The organism is Colwellia sp. BRX9-1 (assembly GCF_014077195.1).
Lineage (GTDB): Bacteria > Pseudomonadota > Gammaproteobacteria > Enterobacterales > Alteromonadaceae > Colwellia_A.
The window spans coordinates 25,211-50,879 of the sequence record NZ_JACGVM010000021.1; the positions used below are offsets into that span (position 1 = coordinate 25,211).

At 37.1% G+C, this 25,669-nt stretch carries 23 protein-coding genes; 3 read left to right on the top strand and 20 right to left on the bottom strand.

The window, feature by feature from the left end; all coding sequences use genetic code 11:
- Positions 1-115 precede the first annotated feature (115 nt).
- The 6 genes from H4J76_RS16350 to H4J76_RS16375 form a co-directional block, all read right to left on the bottom strand.
- Positions 116-2,161, bottom strand: a complete 2,046-nt coding sequence (locus H4J76_RS16350) for a response regulator (RefSeq protein WP_182216254.1) — start codon at positions 2,159-2,161, stop codon at positions 116-118.
- Between the two features lie 7 nt (positions 2,162-2,168).
- On the bottom strand, positions 2,169-2,792 hold the full coding sequence (locus H4J76_RS16355) for a chemotaxis protein CheX (RefSeq protein ID WP_182216252.1): 624 nt from the start codon (positions 2,790-2,792) through the stop codon (positions 2,169-2,171).
- 8 nt (positions 2,793-2,800) lie between these two features.
- Positions 2,801-3,157, bottom strand: coding sequence for a response regulator (locus tag H4J76_RS16360; protein WP_182216250.1), 357 nt, complete (start codon positions 3,155-3,157; stop codon positions 2,801-2,803).
- Between the two features lie 324 nt (positions 3,158-3,481).
- Positions 3,482-3,775, bottom strand: coding sequence for a hypothetical protein (locus tag H4J76_RS16365; RefSeq protein ID WP_182216248.1), 294 nt, complete (start codon positions 3,773-3,775; stop codon positions 3,482-3,484).
- Between the two features lie 230 nt (positions 3,776-4,005).
- Positions 4,006-4,872 carry a bifunctional allantoicase/(S)-ureidoglycine aminohydrolase gene (locus H4J76_RS16370; protein ID WP_259364865.1) on the bottom strand — a complete coding sequence of 289 codons (867 nt, stop codon included), beginning with the start codon at positions 4,870-4,872 and terminating at the stop codon, positions 4,006-4,008.
- Positions 4,832-7,030: a malate synthase G gene (locus H4J76_RS16375; RefSeq protein ID WP_182216245.1), complete on the bottom strand. Its 2,199-nt coding sequence runs from the start codon at positions 7,028-7,030 to the stop codon at positions 4,832-4,834. Before H4J76_RS16375 ends, H4J76_RS16370 begins: the two co-directional genes overlap by 41 nt.
- A gap of 400 nt (positions 7,031-7,430) precedes the next feature.
- Here H4J76_RS16375 and H4J76_RS16380 point away from each other — a divergent pair, with 400 nt between their 5' ends.
- Positions 7,431-7,616: a hypothetical protein gene (locus H4J76_RS16380; RefSeq protein ID WP_182216243.1), complete on the top strand. Its 186-nt coding sequence runs from the start codon at positions 7,431-7,433 to the stop codon at positions 7,614-7,616.
- Between the two features lie 235 nt (positions 7,617-7,851).
- Here H4J76_RS16380 and puuE read toward each other — a convergent pair whose 3' ends face one another.
- The 10 genes from puuE to H4J76_RS16430 form a co-directional block, all read right to left on the bottom strand.
- Positions 7,852-8,772, bottom strand: a complete 921-nt coding sequence (gene puuE / locus H4J76_RS16385; protein ID WP_404842411.1) for an allantoinase PuuE — start codon at positions 8,770-8,772, stop codon at positions 7,852-7,854.
- 28 nt (positions 8,773-8,800) lie between these two features.
- Positions 8,801-8,974 carry an ureidoglycolate lyase gene (locus H4J76_RS16390; RefSeq protein WP_182216242.1) on the bottom strand — a complete coding sequence of 58 codons (174 nt, stop codon included), beginning with the start codon at positions 8,972-8,974 and terminating at the stop codon, positions 8,801-8,803.
- Between the two features lie 92 nt (positions 8,975-9,066).
- Positions 9,067-9,282, bottom strand: a complete 216-nt coding sequence (locus H4J76_RS16395; protein WP_182216240.1) for a hypothetical protein — start codon at positions 9,280-9,282, stop codon at positions 9,067-9,069.
- A gap of 73 nt (positions 9,283-9,355) precedes the next feature.
- Positions 9,356-10,558, bottom strand: a complete 1,203-nt coding sequence (locus H4J76_RS16400) for a urate hydroxylase PuuD (protein WP_259364867.1) — start codon at positions 10,556-10,558, stop codon at positions 9,356-9,358.
- 307 nt (positions 10,559-10,865) lie between these two features.
- Entirely contained in the window at positions 10,866-11,528 is a 663-nt protein-coding gene (locus H4J76_RS16405; protein WP_182216237.1) for a TetR/AcrR family transcriptional regulator, read from the bottom strand.
- A gap of 30 nt (positions 11,529-11,558) precedes the next feature.
- The gene (locus H4J76_RS16410) at positions 11,559-12,260 is read right to left on the bottom strand and encodes a GntR family transcriptional regulator (RefSeq protein ID WP_182216236.1); all 702 of its coding nucleotides are present in this window, start codon (positions 12,258-12,260) and stop codon (positions 11,559-11,561) included.
- A 535-nt stretch (positions 12,261-12,795) separates the two neighbouring features.
- The gene (locus H4J76_RS16415; protein ID WP_182216234.1) at positions 12,796-14,784 is read right to left on the bottom strand and encodes a TonB-dependent siderophore receptor; all 1,989 of its coding nucleotides are present in this window, start codon (positions 14,782-14,784) and stop codon (positions 12,796-12,798) included.
- Positions 14,785-14,878: 94 nt separating this feature from the next.
- Entirely contained in the window at positions 14,879-15,253 is a 375-nt protein-coding gene (locus tag H4J76_RS16420; RefSeq protein ID WP_182216233.1) for a hypothetical protein, read from the bottom strand.
- A 297-nt stretch (positions 15,254-15,550) separates the two neighbouring features.
- Entirely contained in the window at positions 15,551-16,081 is a 531-nt protein-coding gene (locus H4J76_RS16425) for a hypothetical protein (protein WP_182216231.1), read from the bottom strand.
- 322 nt (positions 16,082-16,403) lie between these two features.
- Positions 16,404-17,339 carry a LysR family transcriptional regulator gene (locus H4J76_RS16430; protein WP_182216230.1) on the bottom strand — a complete coding sequence of 312 codons (936 nt, stop codon included), beginning with the start codon at positions 17,337-17,339 and terminating at the stop codon, positions 16,404-16,406.
- A gap of 138 nt (positions 17,340-17,477) precedes the next feature.
- On the opposite strand from H4J76_RS16430, the gene H4J76_RS16435 reads away from it, so the two are divergent.
- The gene (locus H4J76_RS16435) at positions 17,478-18,503 is read left to right on the top strand and encodes a zinc-binding alcohol dehydrogenase family protein (RefSeq protein ID WP_182216228.1); all 1,026 of its coding nucleotides are present in this window, start codon (positions 17,478-17,480) and stop codon (positions 18,501-18,503) included.
- Between the two features lie 84 nt (positions 18,504-18,587).
- Positions 18,588-19,673, top strand: coding sequence for an L-dopachrome tautomerase-related protein (locus H4J76_RS16440; protein ID WP_182216226.1), 1,086 nt, complete (start codon positions 18,588-18,590; stop codon positions 19,671-19,673).
- Positions 19,674-19,919: 246 nt separating this feature from the next.
- On the opposite strand, the gene H4J76_RS16445 is transcribed toward H4J76_RS16440, so the two are convergent.
- From H4J76_RS16445 to H4J76_RS16460, 4 genes are all read right to left on the bottom strand, one after another.
- Positions 19,920-21,566 (bottom strand): FMN-binding glutamate synthase family protein, encoded by a 1,647-nt coding sequence (locus H4J76_RS16445; protein WP_182216225.1) that lies wholly within the window; start codon positions 21,564-21,566, stop codon positions 19,920-19,922.
- Positions 21,567-21,716: 150 nt separating this feature from the next.
- A complete protein-coding gene (locus tag H4J76_RS16450) occupies positions 21,717-23,042 on the bottom strand; it encodes an NAD(P)/FAD-dependent oxidoreductase (protein WP_182216223.1) in 1,326 nt (441 codons plus the stop codon).
- 417 nt (positions 23,043-23,459) lie between these two features.
- Positions 23,460-24,464 carry a hypothetical protein gene (locus H4J76_RS16455; RefSeq protein ID WP_182216221.1) on the bottom strand — a complete coding sequence of 335 codons (1,005 nt, stop codon included), beginning with the start codon at positions 24,462-24,464 and terminating at the stop codon, positions 23,460-23,462.
- The gene (locus tag H4J76_RS16460) at positions 24,461-25,492 is read right to left on the bottom strand and encodes a hypothetical protein (RefSeq protein ID WP_182216220.1); all 1,032 of its coding nucleotides are present in this window, start codon (positions 25,490-25,492) and stop codon (positions 24,461-24,463) included. Before H4J76_RS16460 ends, H4J76_RS16455 begins: the two co-directional genes overlap by 4 nt.
- Positions 25,493-25,669: the final 177 nt, after the last annotated feature.

The window sequence follows — 25,669 nt, forward strand, 5'->3', positions numbered from 1 at the left end:
ATGAGCGATGATAATTAATTTTAGCGATACTTTAAAAAGTTAATGTATTGAAAAAGTGGCCATGCTTTTATTTTTCTGTTTTATTAGCAAGAAAATCACTACTTGGTTACTAAAATTAATTAAGTTTGTTCAACCAGTAACTAATTTTCTCTTCCAACAGTTTAGGGTTTATCGGTTTAGAAATATAATCATTCATACCCGATGCTAAGCATTTTTCTTTATCACCCTTCATAGTATTTGCCGTCATTGCAATAATAGGGATAGTCGAGAACAAGACACTATCCATATTATTTCTTATATGTTCAGTGGCTTGATAGCCATCCATTTCTGGCATTTGGCAATCCATTAAAATAAGATCATAAGGATGTTCTGGATCTTTCTTCTCTAAGATATCAATTGCATTTACACCATTGACTGCAATATCAATAGAATAATCAAACTTTCTTAATATACCTAAAGCGACTTGTTGGTTAATTCGGTTGTCTTCAACTAACAATATTTTTGCTTTAGTGGTCTGACTTTTATTCTCTAACATATTACTTCCAAGGCTAGCTGAAACGCCAGCCGTATTTTTTAATATCTGTGTCTTGTTAAGCGTATCATCTAAGATATTAAGTAACTCATCAATGACCACAGGTTTTAATAAATAATCTGAAAATCCTGACGTTGATGACAAAGGACCTTTAACAATCTGATCCATTGAAGTTAACATCACTATTTTAAGCTTATCAAGTGACTTAATTTTTCTAATCTCAGCGCTTAACTCACTACCTGACATGCTCGGCATTTGCATATCAATAATAGCCATAGCAAAATAATGGCTATCGTATTGCTTCAATATAGCCAATGCCTTACTACCACTGTCAGCTTGAATAACTTCAGCCCCCAAAAGACCGAGTTGTTTGCTAAGCACGGCAAGATGAGTAAGATTATCATCAGTAACTAAAATGTTAATTCCATTTAAATGAGTACCTAACTGAGTTTGCACTTCTTCTGTGCTAGGTTTTAATTGGATATTAAAACTAAATTCGCTGCCTTGACCCAAGACACTACTAACAGTAATGCCTCCCCCCATTAATTCACATAATTGCTTTACAATAGACAAGCCTAAACCTGTGCCACCATACTCTCGTGTTGTCGATACATCGACTTGGGTGAACACATCAAAAAGTATTGAACATTTATCCGCTGGTATACCTATTCCTGTATCTATGACACTGATATGTAGTTTTATATCTCCATTGTCATTTAAAACTGTCTTTGCTTTAATAACAATTTCACCCGTGGGGGTAAACTTTATTGCATTGCCAACTAAGTTAGTAATGATTTGTCTTAATCTACCAGGATCACCGATGACCATTTGATGACCAACATCGGTGACATCAAGAATAATTTCTAATTTTTTATCTTTGCTATTCATCGATAAAGACTGAACCAAATCGCCTAAATTTCTTAAAAGGTCAAAAGTAATCAATTCAACTTCAAGTTTACCTGCTTCTATTTTTGAAAAATCTAGAATGTCGTTTAGGATATGAAGCAAGGTATCGGCACTTGAATGTGCTAGTCGAGTAAAATGAGCTTGTTCTTGACTTTGCTTGGTCGTTGATAATAAATTTAGCATGCCTAAAACACCGTTCATTGGCGTTCTAATTTCATGACTCATATTAGCCAAAAACTGTGACTTAGTCCGATTGGCTAATTCAGCTTTTAATTGTTGTTTCTTATTTTCATCGGCTAAACTTTTCAGCATCAATTCTTTTTTAACTGAACTAGACACATCTTGGATCAGAATTTCACATAAGCGTTCATTCGGGGAAGTATTGATGCTTTTAATCGATATTTGCTGCTGTATACGGTAATCGTTATCACCAACATGGCTTTTATGGAATAACGCTAAAGGTTTAGGATTAAAAGTATTAGAGAGTTTAGTGGGCAATCCTAACGTTAATGCTTCATTGCATGCATCACTTAAGCGGGAATAGTTAAACCCCTCTAGAATATCACCAAGTTTACAACCAACACCTTTATCATCGACTATAACAGAGTGATCTTTTATCCACTGATTATAAAAAACTACCTGATGGTTTTCATCAATAATGATAATACCAAGAGAAAGATCATTCACAGAACTAAATAAAATATCTTTTGTTAAATTATTCATAGCAGAGCTAAGCTTCAATTTTGTTAGTAATGCCAAAAACAAATTTTCTCACAGATTCTTGAAAAATCTCTAATGAGGTAATATCCATAATAAAAGAGATAAAACCTTCAATATTATCATCGGGTAAAGAGAACTTAACTTTTATATATAATGACCAATCATTTTCGCTGCTATACACATAAACTTTATTAATATCCCCTTGTATAAACTCTGGCATTTCAATTTTTATTGAGGATTTAAGAAAGTTAATAACCGTTCCAAAACAAGCATTTAAAATAACATTGCCTATTTCTACTAAAGAATCTTGCTCAAGATCAGACAAAGCCTCGGGTGGAAACTTATTACCAAGTAAAGTACTAACTAATTGCAAACCACTTTCTTTGCTAAACATAAGTAATGCTTGGCCTTTAAAGTCACCTTCAAATCGTTGAATTACAGCACTGATTTCTGTATCACTAGCAAAATTCAATTTAGATTTGGCTATTTTGTTAGAGACGATTTCGACTTTTGGGATAGTTAAATCAACCGGTTGAGATACCATTTTATTCAGGGAGTTGGCCGCTCTACCAATACCGATGTTAAATATTTCGGTGAGGGCATCAATTTCAAGTGGAGATAAATTATCCTTCATATGCTTCCCTAACTATTTAAAAAATGGCTAATGAGTTCTTCGGTAATCGGTTTAATTAAAAAAACAACACCTGCTTGCTCAGCCTGTTGTTTTATGTCATCTTGGATATTTGCGGTTAACAAAGCGCGCTTAGGAATTGAAATTAGCTTATCTAATGCAAAGATTAATTCAATACCTGTCATACCAGGCATATTATAGTCAAAAATCGCAATATCAATTTTACTTTCCGCCGTTAATTGGCTCAAGCACTGCTCTCCACCTCCAGCTTCAATGATGTCGACTCCAGGTATATAAGATTTAACAATTTCTTTAAGCATCATTCGAGAAACAATACTATCGTCGACAATTAATACAACTTTACTCATTTAAATACCCAATTATTTTTAATAACCTGCCTCATAAAAGCATATAAACGAATGGGTTTATTTGCAAGCTAATATATTGAAATATAATTAGTAATTTGAGCAAGGTATAAAAAGATGCTGTAATTTTCAAAACATATCCCTTAGCGGTGGGTGTTTTGGTTAGAGCCAATGAGCCTAAGGGGAACGTTAAAAGCATGTAAGGCGACGTTAAAAAGGTGGGGAGCGATTAAATACACTTCTGTAATGCCGGTAACATAAGTTTTGGCTAGATGATAAATATTCGTGTTATCAAATTTTATACTTGGCCTATAACTTTCAATAAAATTAACCTGATGTAAAAATATAAATCCGTCGCAAAAATGAGTAACAACGAGTAGCAACTAGTAACGTCTGTTTATGTTTTCTTACATGGGCGAGAATATTGATCATTACCGCTTCTTCTTTGCCTCGATCTAGTCCTTTGGTTGGCTTGTTTAAAATCAGCACCTTTTCTGGACGTAACAACAACGGTGCAATCTGTAATCGTTGTGCTTGGCCAACTAATAATCCTACACTTTTAGAGCCTAGCCAAGTATTAATACCAAACGATAAGCTATCAATAAATGAAGTTAGCTTCACTAATTGACATACCTCAAGCATTTCTTGGTAGCTAGCATCATGTTTTGCTGGCTTTATAGTTTTTTTTAAATGTTAGCAGCTAAGAGCCCTATTCCGCCTACAAGGATACCTTTAACAGAAATAGGTAAACCTCTTGTTAGCCAGAGGCTAAAGTAAAATATCCAACATTATTATCACATTCGATATTTTACTAAAAAGTACGTATAGAGTAACTATAAGCACAGAAGAGATTAACTTCTCGGACGTATAAATGGCATATGTCTATTTACATCTTTATATAATAAATATCTAAATGGACCTGGGCCACCGGCATAGCAAGATTGTGGACAAAAAGCACGTAACCACATAAAGTCACCCGCCTCTACTTCAACCCATTCACCGTTTAAATGATAAACAGCTTTACCTTCTAAAACATATAATCCATGTTCCATCACATGTGTTTCGTCAAAAGGGATCACGCCGCCTGGCTCAAAAGTTACAATGTTTACATGCATATCATGGCGCATATCTGATTGCTCAGTAAATCTTGTGGTTTTCCATACACCACCGGTATTAGGCATTTCAATAGCTTCAACTTCATGGTCACTGGTTACAAAAGCTTCTGGTGCATCGATGCCTTCAACGACTTGATAAGCTTTGCGGATCCAATGGAACTTTACATTTTCTAAACTATTATTTTTAAGTGTCCATTGAGCACCTGCAGGCAAATAAGCATACCCGCCTGATGTCATATGGTGATTTGTCCCTTCGATAGTAACATCCATTTCACCTTCAACAATAAAGAGTACACCTTCAGCATTTTCATCAAGTTCTGGTTTTTCAGAGCCGCCGTTTGGTGTTACTTCTACTATGTATTGAGAAAAAGTTTCTGAAAAGCCACTCAATGGACGAGCCAGCACCCACATCCTCATATTATTCCAAAAGGGTAAATAACTGATAACAATATCGGTTAACACACCTTTAGGAATAATTGCGTAAGCTTCGGTAAAAATAGCGCGATCAGAGATCAATTGTGTTTGTGGTGGTAATCCACCTGTAGGCGCATAATATGTACTTTTATTTGACATCTTCGTTTTTCCTTGTTGTTTGGGTTTCATTAAATTCTTTCCTGTAAGCGTGAAGTAAAGGCTCGGTATAACCATTGGGCTGTGTTTTCCCTTTAAAGACAAGATCTAATGCTGCTTGAAAAGCTAAACTACTTGCAAAGTTAGCAGACATTGGCTGATATAAAGGGTCATGGGCATTTTGTTGATCAACAATAACCGCCATTTTTTCTAAGGAAGACCTCACTTCAGACTCAGATAAGATACCGTGTGCTAGCCAGTTACAAATGTGCTGACTAGAAATTCTTAATGTAGCTCTATCTTCCATTAAGCCAACATTGTTAATGTCGGGGACTTTTGAAGCGCCCATGCCTAAATCAACCCAACGAACTACGTAACCCAATAGACCTTGGGCATTGTTATTAAGCTCTTTTTCAATCGCCTCTTTACCCAATTGCTCAGATTTTTTTAATAAGGGTACTGTTAATATATCATTTAGACGAGTACGAGATCTTTGCGCAATCCTACTCTGTACCTCAAATACATTCACTTGATGGTAATGTATAGCATGTAAGGTAGCCCCGGTTGGTGATGGAACCCATGCCGTATTAGCACCTGATAAAGGATGAGCAATTTTCATTTTCATCATATCAGCCATTTCATCAGGAATAGCCCACATCCCTTTACCAATTTGTGCTTTACCGGAAAAACCGCAGGCTAAACCTATATCTACATTCCTATCTTCGTAGGCTTTAATCCAGGGTTGTGCTTTCATATCACCTTTTAACACCATGGGACCTAGTAACATACTGGTATGTATTTCATCGCCCGTTCTATCTAAAAAACCAGTATTAATAAATACAACGCGATTTTTTACGGCTCTAATACACTCTTTCAGGTTGACTGTTGTGCGACGTTCTTCGTCCATTACCCCAATTTTAATGGTATATCTATCAAGACTTAAACCATCTTCAACAGCATTAAAGAGTTTATTAGCAAAAGCCACTTCATCAGGGCCATGCATTTTAGGCTTTACAATATAGACACTACCCTTTCTTGAGTTACGGTGAATACTATTTTTTTGTAAATCGTGTAAGGCTATTAAGGTGCTTATCATGGCGTCCATGATGCCCTCTTGAATTTCGAAGCCCTCTTGATCGAGTATTGCAGCGTTAGTCATTAAGTGGCCAACATTTCGACAGAATAATAAACTGCGTCCTGGCAAATTCAAGTTGCCACCGTTAAGGTCCTGATAAATTTTATCAGCTTTTAATACTCGCTGAGTTATTTTACCGGCTTTATCAATAGTTTCACTTAAGTCACCTTTCATTAGCCCTAACCAATTACGATAAACATGAATTTTTTCTTTGGCGTCTACTGCAACTACCGAATCTTCAAAGTCTTGTATTGTGGTTAATGCTGATTCTAAAGTAATATCTTTTATATCTGCAGCGTCTGTTTTACCAATAGCTGAGCTTGCATCTATTTCTATCGCCACACGTAAATCATGATGGTTAAGTAAAACTGAGCTGAGCTTATTCTTATCCCCCTGAAAGCCAATAAATTGTTCAGTATTTTTTAATAGTGAAGTACGACCATCAACTAAAGTGACTAAAAGCTTTTTATTGTCAATAGTATAAGCACATGACTGATGATGTGAGCCGTTGACGAGTGGAAAGTGATCATCTAAAAATTCACGACCGTAAGCGACTACTTTTGCTGCTCTAATAGGATTATGCGTTGCTTTTTTCTCAGCGCCATCTTCACCACTAATGACATCAGTTCCATAAAGGGCATCGTATAAACTTCCCCAGCGAGCATTAGCGGCATTTAATGCAAATCTAGCGTTGGCGGCGGGAACAACAAGTTGTGGTCCTGCTTGTGAGCTTACTTCACTATCTACGTTGTTTGTGGTGATAAGAAAGTCATCACCTTCAGGGCTTAAATAGCCTATATCAAAAAGAAATTGTTTATATTCCTCAATATCAAAATTATCTTGATGCGCGAGATTCCAATCATCAAGTTGTTCCTGAAATTGAGTGCGTTTTACTAATAAGGCTCTATTCTCAGGCCCTAATTGATGAGTGATTGTTGATAAGGATTTCCAAAAATTATCAGCAGAGATGTTTAAGCCGAGTAAAACCTCTTCTTCTATGAATTTTACTAAATCAATATCTACTTTTAGCAAGTTTTTCTGTTGATATATTGTCATTTCCTTAACCACTTATTCCTTAATTATACTTTGATTGTTATGTTAATTATCTGTTGAGGTCTGCGCTGATAAGCGTCTTTATCTAAAGCTGCAATGCTGATGAATGTATACAAATTCACAATACCTGTCAATAAAGACGATAGATTGCATACATAATTGTTGACAACCTATCTTTGAGTCAACTCTATTAACATCAAACAATATTTATGCTTAATAAAACACCTTAATAATCATCTCAAGATCACCTGTATTTATCGAAAAGTTGACCTATAAAGCGAGTAATGTGTATAAAAAATCTAGATTAATCGTCCGTTTACTAGCAGTGATAATCAATACTGACGGATGAAAAAACGAGTGATTACTTGGCGACACCAAAATTGAAGTTGGAGAATACGTTATCATGCTCCATGTGGCAGACTACTTTGCAAATAAAGGTGACCAACAAGATAAACCACCATTTTTAAATCGTATTCCAACTCATCTTGGCATTTTGGGTGCGTTAACCATGCCTTTTTTGGCGGTTAGAAGAACAGAATATTTTGGTTTTACTGCTAGTGTAATCTTTGTTTCAACTTACTTCTTTTGAGGGGGGCATTGTAATATTTTTACCCTATGCTCAATCTGTTAACAACAACACCAGTCAAACCTTTTCAATTAAGGCTCTTGGTGTTGTTGCAGTATCACTAGGTACTTGCTACTACTTATTCTGCTTTATGGTTTGCTAATCGTTTGTCATTGCAATAATTTTAGCTGCTTACTACTTATTCTGCTTTATGGTTTGCTAATTGTTTGTTATTGCAATAATTTTAGCTACTTACTACTTATTCTGCTTTATGGTTTGCTAACCAATGCTCTGCAATATCTTGTCTCCTACACACCCAGACATCATTATATTTTCCAATATAATCTAGGAACTTAACCAGACTTGCAAAACGACCTGGTCGGCCAATAATGCGGCAATGCAAACCAATAGACATCATTTTTGGCGCATCAGCCCCTTCAGCATACAAGGTATCAAAAGTATCTTTTAAATAACAATAAAACTGTTCACCTGAATTAAAACCTTGCGGACTAGCAAAACGCATATCATTGGCATCTAAACTATAAGGGACAATTAAATGTGGCTTTTCTTTACCTTTTACATAATAAGGTAAATCATCAGCATAACTATCAGCATCGTATAAAAAAGAGCCTTCTTCCATGACCAACTGTCGAGTATTTTCACTCATGCGGCCAAGATACCAACCTTTAGGTTTTTGTCCTGTCATTTCTTTGTGAATAGCTATCGCTTTTTTTAAATGTTCACGCTCGGTTTCAATCGGTACATTTTGATAGTCTATCCACCTGTATCCATGACTCGCAATTTCCCAATCTGCTTTTAACATCGCTTCAACTGCTTCAGGGTTACGTTGCATCGCCATCGCGACACCAAAAACAGTTACAGGTAAGCCTCGCTGAGAAAATAAACGATGTAATCGCCAAAAACCTGCACGGCTGCCATATTCATAAAAAGACTCCATGTTCATATGTCGTTCGTTAACAAACGGTTGTGCGCCAATGATTTCTGATAGAAAAGTTTCCGAGGCATTATCACCATGTAAAATGCAATTCTCGGCTCCTTCTTCATAGTTGATCACAAATTGCACCGCCACTTTTGCCTTATTTGGCCAAGTAACCTTAGGTGCATGCTCTCCGTATCCTTTCATGTCTCGAGGGTAGTTATTCATATCTATTTTACTCATGCTAATGTCAACTCAATAGTTTCGTTTTCTAAAGTAAGTTCATTACAATGTTTGCCAGCACCGGCCCTATCAAAGACGAAAAAAGTCGGTCTTTTTCTAAAATTAAGGCCATGTGCCAAATTCCTGCATGAAAATTAAAGTCTTGTTGTTCATGGGTTACAAAAACCTGTAAATTTGCACTAGAAACAGAGTCACCTGCCATTTTTATTATCTTGGAGGTGACTTGTTAGAGGCGATAGCTAGGAGCAAACTCGAGATGTGTACAACCTGTTGAATTTGCATCACTGACATGGGCTACATCGGCAAAAAATAGCTATCATCCCACGTAAAGCCTGTTGCATTTGCAATAGTGAACGTTGCTTCATTGCCATCAGTGCTTCGTTTATTATGTCCTGTGCCATATAAGCCTGCTACTTTAAATGTATTAAAAGTAGCAGCTTGTGTTGTAGCCGAACTCAAACCAAGAAATAGAAAAGATGCAGCACTAATAACTGTGGTTATCATGTTCATTTATCTTCTCGGTTTATGTTTTGTTGTAACTTTTTATTCCATGATTATTTAGTTGTATAAAGTAAAGGTTACATTACTCTTTTGTTGTTTGACGTTGTTGATACCACAGTGCAATTAACTTCCGCTCTGAGTCGGTAATTTTGGTTAAGTTACCTATAGGCATAGCTTTAAGGACTACGGCTTGCTGATAAATTTGAGTGGCTTGCGCTTTAATTTGTTCAGGTGTGTCATAAATAAAGCCTTTAGGCGCAGCGGCAAAACCAGCTTGTGTAGGTTTGTCTGCATGACAAGATGAACAACGCTGTTTAATAATGGCTTGAACTTGAGAGAATTCTACTGGTGAGGCTGTTGAATCAGTGTTCGCCACGATTGACTTAGGCGCCATAGCCCAGATAACGACGACCATAATAACTACAGCAGTAACTAACGCTCCTGTTAGTGGTTTTCCTGGCGTGTGACGCGAAACAAAGAACACCCGTATTAAGGCACCTGCCATTGAAATACCCATTAATATTAACCAGTTATACTCATGGTTATAGGTCATGGCATAGTGATTACTTATCATCACAAAGACAACAGGTAAGGTAAAATAAGTGTTATGAACAGAACGCTGTTTGCCTGCTATTCCCGGGGCGGCGTCAACTTTCTCGCCTGCGATGAGCCTTTCGACCATTTTCTTTTGGCCAGGAATAATAACAAAGAATACGCTAGCTGCCATAATAGTACCTAACATGGCACCAAAGGTCATAAAAGCGCCACGACCACTAAATATGTGTGTTAATGCATAAGCGGCGGTAGAGACAAGTGCAAAAATCACAACACCTAAAACTAAATCGTTTTTAGCTAAAGCAGATTTACATAAGAAATCGTAAATAATGTAGCCACCAAACATAAAGCCTAAGCTAATTGCAATGGCTGTGCTTTGCGATATATCAGCAACACTTGTATCAATAAGGTAAATATCAGCGCCATACCAGTAGACAATAGCCATCAAAAAGAAACCGCTGATCCACGTTGTATATGCTTCCCATTTAGACCAATGAAGATTATCGTCTAAAGGTTGGTTTTTGGGACCCAACATGTATTTTTGCGAATGATAAAAACCACCACCGTGTACCGCCCATAACTCACCAAAAACACCATTTTTGGTGTCTGCAGGATTTTTAGGTGTATGTAATGAATTATCTAGCATAACAAAATAAAATGATGCGCCGATCCAAGCTATGCCGGTAATGATATGAAAACTTCGCACTAAAAAATTTAATACATCGAACAAATACGCTTCCAAATTTCTGACCCTTCTAAAGAATTTATATTGCATTTATAGCGCGGCTTAATTTGCCAACCTAACTATAGCTTAAGGCTTGTGTTGTGTTGTGTAATTTACATTCATTACTAAACATCAACTTAGCATATGAAACAAAAACAACATTGTCAACAATCTTGTTTACAATTAACCATCAGTACAAACAAGTATTTTTGCCCATAAACAAAGCCAAAAAATTACAATGACTTTATGTTTTTAAAAATATTGGTGATTTTTCTACAGGAAGGGATTGAAATTATAAGAGTTATATCTATTGTTAGCGCTTCTCAACAAGCTGCATACCACAACCTTTTAAAATGATATGTTTTATCGTTCTTTTAGCATCATCAAAGTCGCTATTGGTCAGCGGCCTATCTAAAGCAGCTTCAATCTCAACTGAAAAATTAGCATAATGTTGAGTTGCCCCCCAAATAGTAAACAACAAATGGTAAGCTGATATTTGCTCATCTAACTTACCTTGCGCTTGCCATGATTGAATGATGTTAGCTTTGTCAGTGATCCACTGTTTAAAATCTGTTTTCAAATATTGACTTAAATAAGGCGCGCCATGCAGTAACTCACTAGCAAAAATAATTGAAGGAGTAGGATTAGTTCTTGAATACTCTATTTTCGCATCTATGTAGCTTGCAATTGCTTTTGCTGGGTCATCATTGGGCTTTATATCAGCAAAAGCTTGATTCCATAAATTGATAATATTAGTTAACACCGCACCATAAAGCGCGAGTTTATTCGTGAAATAATAATGAATGTTACTTCTGGGTAACATTGCCGTTTCAGCAATACGCGCAATGGACGCACCATTAAAGCCATATTTCTTAAATTCTTGTTCAGCAGCTTTTATTATTTTATTTTTGTTTAATAACCTAGCTTTTTGTTGTGTATTGACTAAATCATCATCAGAAATTTTTATTATTGCCATATTTTAACCAAAGACCTAACCGTTAACGCATTAACGTTTTTTAAATATATCAACTAAATCGTTAGTAAATTCTTTTTCATCTAAATTTAAACGCGTCTCAATACTATGAATATGTTGATACATAAGTGCTGTAGCTTTTTCAACCTGACCTTTTTCCATTACGTCGATAAGCTCGAAGTGTTCAAAATGCGAGCATTTAGGCGCATCAGGGTTTTCATACAGTACAATCACTAAAGAGGTTTGCGGTATTAAGGTTGTCAGAATGCGCTCAAGCGTGGTGTTTTTTGATATCTTCGCCAGCATCAAATGGAAGTCGCCACCGAGTTGAATACCTTCAACCATATGTTCACGTTTGATATTATTTTCTTCTGATTTAACTATTTTTTTCAATAAGTCGAAGTCACTATGCGTTGCATGCTTAATGACATCTTTAACAATCTCTACTTCAATTAATTTTCGAGCTTCAAGAATATCTTTACCTTGTTTAACGGTCGGACTTGCGATAAATGCCCCTTTGTTCGGTTGAATTTCAATAATATGGTCTTGAGAAAGTCGCAGTAAAGCACTACGAATCGTTGTACGACCCACATTGAATATTTTTGATAAATTTTCTTCAGTCAGCCGAGTACCAGGGCGTAAACGAAACGATAATATTGCATCAAAAATTTCTTGGTATATTTCTTTATCGCTAATTTTTTTAATTTTTTCGTCAGACTTCAACTTAACTTTCATCACAATCCTAAATACAAATTGACCACTTGGTACTAATCCTCTTAGATTATAGTATATAGAGTTTTATGTTAACTAGTCATTGAACTTCATTACAATCAATAACCTTATCGCTTATTTAAATAAATAGCGCCTAACTGGCGCTGAATATCAAAGAGACAGTCTCATGTTAAACAATCAAAATTTAAACTAAAGATCCCTAAATAGTTAATCTTCATTATGAGCATTTTTTTGATGGGTTAATCGAGTAACCTGTTAACGCTGACTAATGTTACATTATAGACTTGAGGTTTTACATTCTTTATCTCAGTTGTGGCTGAGTGAGACTGATAAACTTAGCACCCTAATCCCTATTTAGGGTTTAGGGTGACGATGAGAACTAAACGCTAGCCATTAGAAGCCCCTAATAGCTCATTTAAGATCACCAAAGCACCCGTTATTCGAATCAGGGGACAGCTAAAACTGCCGGTATCCCCTCTAAAAACACTTAATACAATATGGTCAATCCAACAAATCGTTATACTAATATAGTATGGTTTTAACCGCCAAATTTAAAACGTAAACCAGCATTAACAGTAAAACCATCGTTTCTTGACCAAATGTTGGTTGTCCATCGACCGCTAGGTGCTTGTTCGGGTAATACTAAAGAGTCATCCTTTGTTTGTCGCACATTTAACAAGTTTTCAGCATTAACAAAAAAACTTACTTGTCCGATGGTAATTTGACCCAGCAGCCCTAAGTGCCAATAAGGGCTGCTTCGCTCTCGATATGGGTTGTTTTCAAGTTGTTGTGTACCCGTATAGTAAGCTTCAAATCCTACCATATGACTACCATGTTCTTCCCACATTACAACAAGACCAGCCGAATGTTTAGGGGTTAACGCTAAGGGTACTCGGCCAAATTGCGGATCTCTTTCTTTAGTGGCGTCTATGTATAGATAGCTACCGGTAAATTTAATATCTTGCCAGCGATAGCGTAGTAATAATTCAGCACCGTTAATGTTACTTTCGCCAGCAGCATTGACGATAAGAACTTGCTTTCTTGAAGCATCATCACTATTAATCACAGCTAACTCAGTAACGTTATCAATATCTGACGCAAATAATGTTAGGCTAGTTTCTACACTGCCCAGCACATAGCTAAAATCTATAGATGCGGTAGATGCTCGCTCCTCATCAAGACTCTCTAGCGGCGCAAGTCGAGATAAACCGGCTTCATCAATATCTTCAATAAAAGGACTTGGTGCGAAAAAACCTTGCCCATATGCCCCTCTAACCGACCAGCTTTCTTGGTTGTATAATAATGAAATTCGCGGGCTTACTTGTGTTCCGTATTCATTATGCCAATCAGCACGTGCACTAAGCGACATAGAAATATCATCACTGACTTCATAATCTAGTTGCGAAAATAGTCCCGGCACTTGATAGGAATAATTAAATTCAGAAAAGGTATCAGATTCGAACTTTTCAGACTGTAGTGCTAAGCCAACTAGCCATGCCGCTTTATCAGAATACCCTGACAAACTCGACTCAATCAGGCTGCTTGTATGGCTATCATCCTCTTGAACAGGACCAAATTCATGCTCGTGGTCTTGTTTCATTGCCGAGCCACGGACATTAATAGTCATCACCTGCCCCAATGGGCGGTCATATATGAAACCAACATCGGTTCTAAGCGTACCCTGTGTTTGAGGAAAACTATTACCATCAGGTAAAGTAGCGTCACCTAAAGTACCACCATCTCTTTGTTCTTTCATTGCACCCAAGGTAACGTAAAGGTTTGCACCATTATCTTGCTGCCAATAGAAACGAGGTCGGACACTGTGCCTTTCGTAGCCAGCCAAATCAATCCAGCCATCGTTATCTAAGTCTTGCTCTTCTTGATGATGAACTCCAGCAGTAATCGATGCACTTAAAGCGCTAGTTAAAGGAGCGGCAAAGTATGAAGTGATATCTTGACCATTTTTAGACGTAGCATTAAGTAACACTTCGCCCTCATAAACATCTGAAGGTGTGCGTGAAATTAGATTAATCACTCCTCCAAGTGCTGAGCCACCATAAAGAGAAGAAGCAGACCCTTTAATTATTTCAACATTTGCAAGGTCTGTAGGTGGAATTTGCAACAGGCCAATTGAAGCGGTTTGACCACCGTATAAGGGTAAACCATCACTTAAGAGCTGTGTGTAACGACCATACATTCCTTGCAGTCGAATGTTGGAACTTCCTAACGCAGGCGAGGTAGTTTGCACTCTAACGCCACCCGTTTCAGCCACTAACATGGAGATATTCCCTGGACGCATTAGCGCTTTTTCTTGTATTTCTTCCCCATTAATAATTTCGGTTCGTGTTGCCGATTCAGTAACGATACGACCTAAACGAGAAGCGCTTACTTGAATTTTTTCAATTTTGTTATCGTTATGTTCATGGTGTTCTTTGTCGTGTTCATCTTCATTGTTATTTTCATTCGCGTAAGAAAACGCAGGGATTAACAGCATGGCTACTGCCGTTTTTAATGATATTTTAAACATTTTTACCTCAGGTATTACTTGATAATAATTCAGCACAAGGGCGCTAATTAACTTGAAAAGTGATGAGTTGTACAATCTTTGTTATTCTAAGTTTTTATGAGGTAAAAATAGGAGGCCGATAGAGCAAGGGAGAAATAGATTTAAGCTGCTCAAATTGTTGCATATAAAAAGCTTCAGCTAAGATAGTTATTTTAGCTGAGTGAACGACAGTATTAAAATATACAGTTGATGAACATGCATTAACAATACAAGTACAATTAACATCGCAACATTCGATACCACAGCAGTCTTTTGGGTTAGCTTTACTAGCTGTATTTAAACCGTAATGTTTTACTTTTTCGCTGGTGTCAAAAGAAAGAGATTTTTCTGAATTTTCACAAGACATAGCAGTATTAAAGCTAATTGCTTGCCCAACGAAGGCAACAAGCATCATTGCTATAATAAACATTCTTAACACTGCTTTAAACATAAAAACCCTTAAAAACCATACGCAGAGTATTATAAGAGTTTATTCATGATATGTGAACAATCATAGGCAACTTCGTACGAGTTATCTATTAAGTCGGTACTATAAACTGTTTAAGAGATTATTAATTATAATGCCTAGTTTGTCAGATAAGCAGACAAAAGTAGCATTAGCCTTTTTATGATGAACGACATCTATGGTAGCCTTGCTGGCAGTTATTGGTGGGCTTGGATTAGGTGAAACATCTATTTTCTGCCTGTTGATATCTACCTTTGAGAGCGGTTTTAATAAACGTTGATTTTAATTACCCATATTATTTTGTACTGACAAATTAAACGTTTTTACATCACAGTTACTGAGGGCATCACAACCTCTTATAATAAACCTTAAGCTTGATAGGTCATTATCTTGAAAAGACTCGCTTCCTACAGATTTGTTTCCAAAAGAGCAAGATAAGCTGTTGTCATCAATTACACATTGAACTTCACCTGTTGCGTTTGGGCAGAGTGAGAAAGAAGCGCTACCACATTTAAGCCCGGCTATTTTATTATCGTCAGAATATACGTCGCCATTAATCGATAAGTATAAATCTATTCTGTAGGCTGCAGAAGTCGGTGATACCCACTGAACTTCAAAGCGAGTACCTTCTGTAACAGTAACCTGCTCTCCTTCATAATAATCTCTTGAATCAAAGCGAATATTTTGTAAGGTGAAGCCTTCCTCAACCGGTGGCAATATATTAATCTCTGGTGTTTTTTTATCAGCACCGCCGCCACAAGCGCTAAGCACGATTAAAGTAGTGGTTAATATAGTTAATAAAAGATGTTTCATCGATGTCCTTTTTATTACGTTAAATGTATTCCATACTTGACAGCTCAGTAGTCAAAGAAGACATTAAGCTTTTCAGTTCATTACGTCAATAACAGGCACTAAAGTCATGTTAATATAATTGAGTGACGGATGACGTTATTGCCAATCATAGGAAATTATTTTTAGCTAAAAAGCTCTCCTGCAAGCTTATTACTGCCGTTGGTATTTCACCTATTTATACACAAGAATACTACATTGTCGTCACTAGCCTCTAAAGCATTGAGGATTACCATCAAACCTCAAATCAATAAAATCGCTCATTTAAATCAAATAGAATGCTCAATTAGTAGACATCCGCTTGAGCTAAAATACCTTTGTTTATAAGTTGAGTAAGAACATAGTTACACTTTATTTTTAAGTGTTCTCTAAGCAGGCGAACTGCCGGAGTAATGGTCTGTCTACTTGGGCAAATAATCCATAATTCTGTTGGCTTAGGGACAAAGCCAGTTAATAGTGTCACAAGTTGGTTACTCAGCAAGTCATATGACATATCTAAACTAGATTTTACAGCTATTCCCTTACCACTTACACACCAACGCCTGACTAGGTCAGCATCGTTTGAAACGCGATTACTTTTCATTTTGACTTTAATAAACTCACTTTTATAAGAGAATTCCCATACATCATGAACAATGTCATGTAACTTATATAGAAGACCGTTATGTGTGGTCAAATCATTAGGATGCTTGGGTATACCATGCGCTTCTAGGTACTGAGGTGTTGCACAAATAACTCGTGGTACATTACAGATTTTAAAACCGTAAAGGTTGGCATCATTTGGTGAACCATAGCGCAAGGCAATATCAACGGGATCCCTATAGAAATCAATATTGCTATCACTGACATGTAATTTAACACTGATCCCTGTGTGCTCTTCCATAAATTCATCAAGCCAAGGTAATACTAAATTCCGACCTAAATCTGAGGGGATAGAAATTCTTAATTCACCATCAATAATGTCTAAATCATCTTTAACATTTTGCTTAGCTACGTCAAGCATTTGCAATGCTTGCTGACAATTTGGAATATACCTTTCACCTGCAACAGAGAGCCTTAAGCTTCGAGTCGTTCGTATAAACAGATCAACGCCAAGCGCACGTTCAACCCTTTTTATTGCTGCACTAGCTGTTGCTGTATGCATGTCTAAACTCTCTGCCGCTGCAGTAATACTGCGAAATTCGGCAACTTTTAAGATAACATTAAGATCTTCTAATAGCATGATTGTCAAAAATAATTTGATAAAGATTCTATCATTATGCTGTTTCTATTTGAGCGATCAAGTCATATCATTATAATCACCATAACAATTAACGTTAACTCCCCGTAATTAACCATTTTAAAGCTTTGGAGAAAAACCATGAAAGCAGTTGGCTACATACAATCATTACCGATCAGTAATCCTAAATCATTAATAGACATCGAACTATCGCAACCTACAGCTTCAGGACATGACTTATTAGTACAGGTTATGTCTATCGCTGTTAACCCTGTAGATTACAAAATCCGTCAAAATGTTGCAGCAGAGAACGATGAATACAAAGTGCTTGGTTGGGACGCTGTTGGTGAAGTCGTGGCCATAGGTGAGTCAGTGAGCCACTTTAAACCTGGGGATAAAGTCTTTTATGCCGGAGATTTAAATCGCCAAGGAAGTAACGCGGAATATCAATTAGTTGATGAGCGCATCGTCGGTCATAAGCCAAAAAGTTTATCAGATGGCGAAGCCGCTGCATTACCATTAACCGCGATTACTGCTTGGGAATTATTGTTTGAACGCTTATTAATCAAACAACAACATCCTGAGATAAAGAAAAAATCAAACGATATAATTTTAATTGTTGGCGCGGCGGGAGGTGTCGGTTCGATTTTAGTTCAGTTAGCAAGTGCACTAACAGGCGCAACTGTCATTGCTACGGCGTCACGAGATAGTTCTGCAAAATGGGTAAAAAAACTGGGGGCAGATTATGTTATCGATCACTCCAAATCACTAGTAGAACAAATTGAACAATTAGCTATAGGGCAAGTAACACACGTTGCTAGTTTAACGCATACTGACTCCTATTTAGATAGCTTTGTTGAACTGTTAGCTCCAATGGGAAAGATAGCCTTAATTGACGATCCTAAGTCGCTTGATATCAGTAAACTTAAATTTAAAAGTTTATCCCTGCACTGGGAGTTTATGTTTACACGTTCAATGTTCAAAACAACAGATATCAATGAGCAACATCGCTTACTTAACAAAATTGCAGACTTGATTGACCAAGGATATATCCAAACTACGGTCGGTAAAAACTTAGGAACCATTAACGCTAAAAACCTAAGAGCGGCCCATAAAATACTTGAATCAGGACAATCGATTGGAAAAATTGTTTTAGAAGGTTTTTAAAAGCAGTCCTAGAAATGTAAGAGACTCTCTAAGACGATTAAGTATAATTATTAATAACTTAATAACTTAATAATAGGTATAAAAATGAAAAAATTACTTTCAGTAATAGCTTATAGCATAGCATTACTCACTACAGCGACGACATTAGCCAATAACAGTGAGCTTCACACAGTCGCTACATTCGATGCACAACATCCACCGGGTAACATTGCTATTACGCCATCGGGAAGAAAGTTTTTGTCGATACATGGATTTTATGGACAAAAGCAAAAGATCATGGAGCTTATGCCAGACGGCACCACAAAACCTTATCCTAATGAAGAATGGGCATATGCTTACAATAATGGTAAAGGTTTTTACGGTGTTCTGGGTATTAATGTATCAGCCGAGGGTGTGTTATGGATGCTAGATACGTCGGGTCCTGATCATGCGGGGCGATTAGTGGGTTGGGATACTAAAAGTGAGCAGCTTGATAAAATTATTTATTTAGCAAAGCCAACGATTACAGACACGTCGTTTCTAAACGACTTAGCCGTTGATAACAAAAATGGCTATATTTATATTGCTGACACGGCACAAGGTAGTCAAGCCGCAATTATTGCTGTTAACCTTAAAACAGGTGCCGCACGAAGAATACTGCAAGACAGCCATTATACTCGTGCTGAAAACATCGACATAGTTATTGAGGGTCGCACAATGAAAATTGGCGGGCAAGCTGCGCGTTTGGGTGTAAACCCAATCACTCTTGAGCCCAATGAAGACTGGTTATACTTTGGCTCCATGTCGGGCACATCGGTATATCGTGTTGCCACAAGCGCAATTATAAATGAAAGTCTATCAAGTAAAGAGCTAGAGGAAAAAGTACAGCACTACGGTACTAAGCCTATTTCTGATGGTATTATTGTCGATGGTGGCGGCAATATATATGTCACCGATATTACTAACGGCGCTATTGGTGTGGTTAAACCTAGTGGCGATTACCAAGTGTTATTTAAAGATGAACGTCTTGTGTGGCCTGATGGTTTTAGTTACGGAGACGATGATAAAATTTACGTTACCGTTAATAAACTTCACCGTTCGCCAATACTCAACAATGGTAAAGATGACAGCCAAGGGCAATATAGTGTGCTTTCTTTTAAGCCACTTGTTAAAGGTAAAGTAGGTCGTTAGTGCCCCGCTACTTTTGACTTATCAATACTAAAAGTCTTTTGGCCGCTTTTAACCATTAAAAATATTAAGGTAATTATCAATACGACCGTCTATTTTATTAATGAAGCAGACGTTCTATCCTAATATCGTGGCTCATAATATGAACCACGATATTAGAGCTTTAATGGTCAATATTCATTGATAATTAAACGGTTCTCAACCTCAGAGATAACAATAAAATAGTATTGCGCAACGCTCAAGTAATCATTAAGAAATTTGCTTAACGGCTAATTCAGGTGGTACCAAAGGCGCAATATCATTAACATAAAAAGTATCGCTAGAGGCTTGATTCCACCATGTTAACCACATCCCAGTAATATTTTCTTGCGTTAACTGACTCTCAGTCAGTTCAGGTACTGTGTGGGTATTAGATTCTAACATGCCGTTTGGTGTTCTACGTTTTATCATGTTGTAAGTTAACTGCGAGACATCATCTAGTCCCATGCTTCCCAATAATTCAAAGAAGCTATTTAGGGTGTGATGATGAAATGAGGTTACACGTTTGCCTTTTACTTCTATATCGATGGCTTTAGAGCGATTTTTATCTTGTGTGGCGACCCCCGTTGGGCACATATTGGTGTCACATTGCCTAGATTGAATACAGCCCAATGACATCATAAATGTTCGGGCCGCGTTAACAATATCAGCACCAAAGGCAACCTTATTAAGCATGTCAAAACCCGAAGCTGTTTTACCGGCTGAAATCACCCGTATCTGTTTACGTAGTCCTAATCCAACAAGTGCCTGATGAACAAAATAGGTTCCTTCCAAGCAGGTCATACCAAGTCTGTTACTAAATTCCACGGGTGCAGCGCCTGTGCCTCCTTCTGCGCCATCAACCGTAATAAAATCAAGGTATATGTTACTTTCCAACATGGCTTTGCCAAGACATAAAAATTCAGCGGGGTTACCAACACAAAGTTTGATACCAATGGGCTTGCCACCACTTAACTCTCTAAGTTGGCTAACAAATGACAGTAATTCAAATGGGCTATTGCATTCAGGGTTAATCGCCGGAGAAACACAATCTTCTTCTTTACTAACACCTCTGATCTGCGCGATTTCATCTGTTATCTTAGCTTTAGGAAGTACGCCACCATGACCAGGCTTAGCACCCTGCGACAACTTTATTTCAATCATTTTTACTTGTGCTAATTGAGCCGTTTTAGCAAACATCACAGGATTGAAACGGCCATATTCATTTCGACAGCCAAAAAGCCCCGTACCTATTTGCCAAACCAAGTCTCCACCATGCTTTAAATGATAAGGGCTAACACCACCTTCGCCAGTATTATGATAAAAGCCACCTGCACCTGCGCCTAGATTCATTGCTTCAATAGCTTCTGCACTTAAAGAGCCATAACTCATTGCTGATATATTTAATCTTGACGCTTTATAGGGTTTTGAACATTGTCGCCCGCCAACTGAAACGTGCTTAGATTCATCCTTTATTGTTTTTGGTGCTAGCGAGTGCCATATACTTTGATAGTTAGTTTGCATTAAATCTCGTTGAGTGCCAAAGGGAATGGTGTCTGTTACCGACTTTGCACGTCGATAAACCAGATCTCTTTGTTCGCGATTAAAAGGCATTTCTTCGGTGTTATTTGCAATAAAATACTGTTGAACTTCTGTTCGTATTGATTCAAAGAAGTAACGAAAGTAAGCAAGAACAGGATACAGTCTATTTAAGGTATGTTTACTTAGGGTAAGATCATATGCACCTACTATTGAATAGGTCAGGGTAAAAAACACCAAAAAACCAGGGAACCAACCAGCAATAGTATAAAGTAAGATAAAGCTACTGATGTTACCTAGGGTTAAAACTTGCCAGTAAAATTTTTGAGCTGAAGTCATTTTTTAAATATCCTACTATATTTCTAATCTGCTTATTTAACCCCATTGATCAATGGGATAATATTATTTTTTTGATGTATGGCGGTAATAAATAGGTGTAAAGCCTATAGAGACTGAAAATCTTTATCAATCATCTTCACCACCCACCAGTTAATGTAATTTCAGGTTAGGCCTTAACGCTCTATTAACCCTACCAACAAGGACTATGAGTAAGGTTTTAAGCACACCAAAAAGTGTCACTTGGTGCATGCGGTATAACCCAATATAAACCAGTCTTGCCAACTTACCTTCGATGAACATACTGCGTTGATTAATGTTTCCCATTAGGCTGCCTACTGCCGTATAAGATGATAATGACACCAAGGAACCATAATCGATATATTCATAAGCGACTAAGGGTTTCAATGCTAATTTAGCAATAATATTGGTAAAGACAGTCGATGCCATTTGATGCGCTGCTTGCGCCCTAGGGGGAACTTTTATCCCTTTTAATGTCGTGCATGAGGCGCAGTCGCCAAGGGCAAATATATCGGTGTCTAAGGGAGTTTGCAGGAATGGATTAACCAGTAATTGATTGTTCTTTGCGCTTTCCAAACCGCCAATAGCTTGCATAAAATCAGGTCCCTTTATGCCCCCCGCCCAAACAGTAATGCTGCTAGCGATTTCACGGCCATCTTTTGTTATTACACTGTTGGGCGTAACTTCAGTAACCGCGGTGTTAGTATTTACGGTGATACCAAGCGCCTCTAGTTCTTGTTGTGCACTTTGCGCTATACGTTCAGGAAGTGCAGCAAGGATCCGAGGCCCTGCTTCTACAATGTGAATATCTAGACTCTTTTTTGATAAATGGTCATATCCATAATTTCTCAGTAATTCAGAGGTTTTTACTATTTCTGCAGCAAGCTCTACGCCTGTAGCACCACCACCAATAATGGCAATATTGAGACTGCTGCGCGTATCGTCCCCTTTAAGTCGTAAAAAAGCATTAAGTAACTCAGTATGGAATCGCTCTGCATTTTCACAAGTATCAAGAAATGTACAGTACTCCTTTGCTCCCAGCGTATTAAAGTCATTCGTTACAGACCCTAACGCAAATACCAATAATGAGTATTTAACCTGGCGAGCAGGAAATATTAAAGCACCGTCTTGATCATTTAATTGTTTTAAAAGTACATGCTTCGATTCTCGGTTGAGTCCATCAACTACACCTAGCTGAAACAAAAAACCATTACGCGCACCATGGGATAAATAATCAACACAATCTATATCTGCGTCAAGTGAGCCTGAAGCGACTTCATGTAAAAGTGGTTTCCAAACATGTTTTCTATTTTGGTCGATTAAAATAACTTTTTGTTTGGTTTTTCGAAAATACTTGCCGAGTTTAGTGGCAAGCTCTAAACCTCCTGCACCACCACCGATTATAACAATGGGGTCTGAAGAAATGGTCGGTTTTCGCCACCAAGGCCTGATTAACATTTTATTCGCTGATCCTTAAACTATAATGAGCCAACACCATTAAAAGCTAGCGTTATTTGTATTAGATATTCCCTACCTTAATCTATGCTTAAGTTAGCGAATATGTAATAAACTATCATGCTATCTTTATGAATGCACTAAGGATAAAGCGTGTCTTCCTGGTTTAAACGTTTAGGTCCATTTCTTGGTGTTGTGTTCTTTCTTATGGCTGCGACACGAGTCTATTTTAAATTAGAACATTTTAAATATGCAGACTCTCTTTCAGCCTTGAGTAGTAGATCTAGTTGGGTTTTCGGCCTGGGTGTTATACTTACTTTGCTAAATTATCTGATCTCCAGCCTTATTAATAATAAGTTAATCCTAAATATTACTAACGACTTCATTACCAATAGAAGTCGTTAATATCTAGGCTAAAATTTACAGATCTTTTATGTTGTTAAGATAGTTTTTATAGTTAGACTTTTTATCTTCGAATAATTTCAGTAAATCTAAAGTAACAAAAACACCATGCTGCTGCTCGCTGTTAGTCGTTAAACCAAAAGAATAAGTATTGTTTATGTGAAACATAACCCCGTGAGATACCGACTTAACTGAAACTCTATCTGCATAGGTAGAGACGACTGAAAGTCCCAAAGGTATCTTTAACTGCCAGTAATTAATCCCCGCCCATTCTATAGCAAGTGCTTCTTTCATCTGTTCGCCATGTTCAGCATCGACACTGTAATGCATAATAATAGAAGGATGTAAGGCAAAGTACTGTTTATTGGGGGGTGGAACTAAACGGTTTTCTTTTAATTTATCTTGGTAATACCAAGTATTAATGGCTAAATCTATAAACGTTTGTGAACGCGAATTTTCAAAATAATTTGACCATGCAGTGTTCTTTAAAGCTATATTCATACCTGCTTTTGAATTGGCATATTTATAAGAAGATTCAAAAGGAGCAACAATTGCCTTATGCAAATTATCAAAGAGGATCTTACAGTTTTTTGGGCCATACCCCTTACAGTCAGCATTATCTAAAACTGCAATTTCTTCATTGTTATACTTTAGATGATATTTTCCTGTCTTAGTGCTTTTTGAGGCATTAATATTTTTAGGGTACGACAATGTGGTTAACGATTGATAAGCATTGTTGATGATAAAATCGCTGTCGACACCCATTTTTTCTAGCGGTTTAACATGCAAGGAAAGTTTTTCCTTCCAATTAATAAACCAAGCATTCATCGCTTGATCGACTTCTGAGCCATCAAGAAGTTTATTACATATTTTCAGAGAAATATCATCAACACCCTCATACATATTAATAAAAACCTTCCCTTTTGTAGCGTCGTGTTTTTGACAAATAAGCTCTTCAGAAAAAGAAGATAAAGAAGATAAAGATATCAAGGCAAGTAAAATAGCCGCCAATAAATATTTCATTGTTTATCCTCCTTGAAATATCTAATAAAACCGGTGATAGCTGCCACTAATCCCTTAATGTCAGCAGTAAAGCCGCCTGTTTGTTGATAATTTTTAATTTTATTTAGCTCTCCTTGATAATGTTTAAATGCCTTATTAGCTTGTGTTTGCTCAGTAGAGCTGGGGTCGAAGTCATCTAAAAATGTATAAAGTAAAGGATAAGATACTTTTGGATCTTCAATGTACCCTTTAATTGAATGGGTATTCTTGCGACTAAATTCTTTAGTAACAATTTTTCGATATGCATTATCAAACGCTGATTCACTTATCCAACTACCATTATTTTTAGGATCGAAGCGTCTAAATAAATCAAAAGCAATAGGGTCGCACTCATGATAGATATTATAAAATTCATTCATTATTCCGCCAACACCAGGTTTAACAATAGATTGATAAGGTGAAGTTAAACCAGAAGCCCACGTGACTAAATCGCTAACATTAGCGAAACTCCAATAGGTAGATATTTGCGGTTGACCGAGCGGTTTTTCATCAGGAAAGAGTTTATTTAATGAGTCATGCATTACTGACGTGCCAAGAGAATGCGTTAAAAAATGATAAGTCGTACCTGCACTGTGTTGGCCAAATATACTCACTAACTCTTTGATAACAAAGCCCCTAACGCTTTCACCAAATATAGACAAATATAGGATAACATCTAAGGCATGAGTATTTTCAAAGGTATCACTCCCCAGATTGGCATCAATACCTATCAATTTATTCATTAAGTCAGGCGTATCAACACCCGCCAGCTGAGTTTTAATGAAGTGTTCAACTGTTTTACTGCTGCTTGAAATTTCCTTACGGATCTTCTCAAATAGATGGTCATAACTAATACTATGAATGATCAATTCATTTTCAATTTTTAGTTTTTTATAACTTGGATACCTTTCCAATGCATTGTTAATTGACTCAACAACGTCTTCTTTAAAAGAGTCAGAGGTGTGCATTCCAATGCCATGCATTAAAATTAAGACGGGTTTATCGCTCATTTTTTTCTCCAAATATCGACGTCAATGTTAAATTAAATAGACTTTACGAACGTGAAGATTCAGCCGAGTAAAAAAGGAAAGGCGCTATCCTAGCTAAGTCAAATTGAATCCATTTAAGTTCAATAACCAACTATAGGTGCAGCCTATAAATTAAACAACAATAGAGCGCCATTAGTT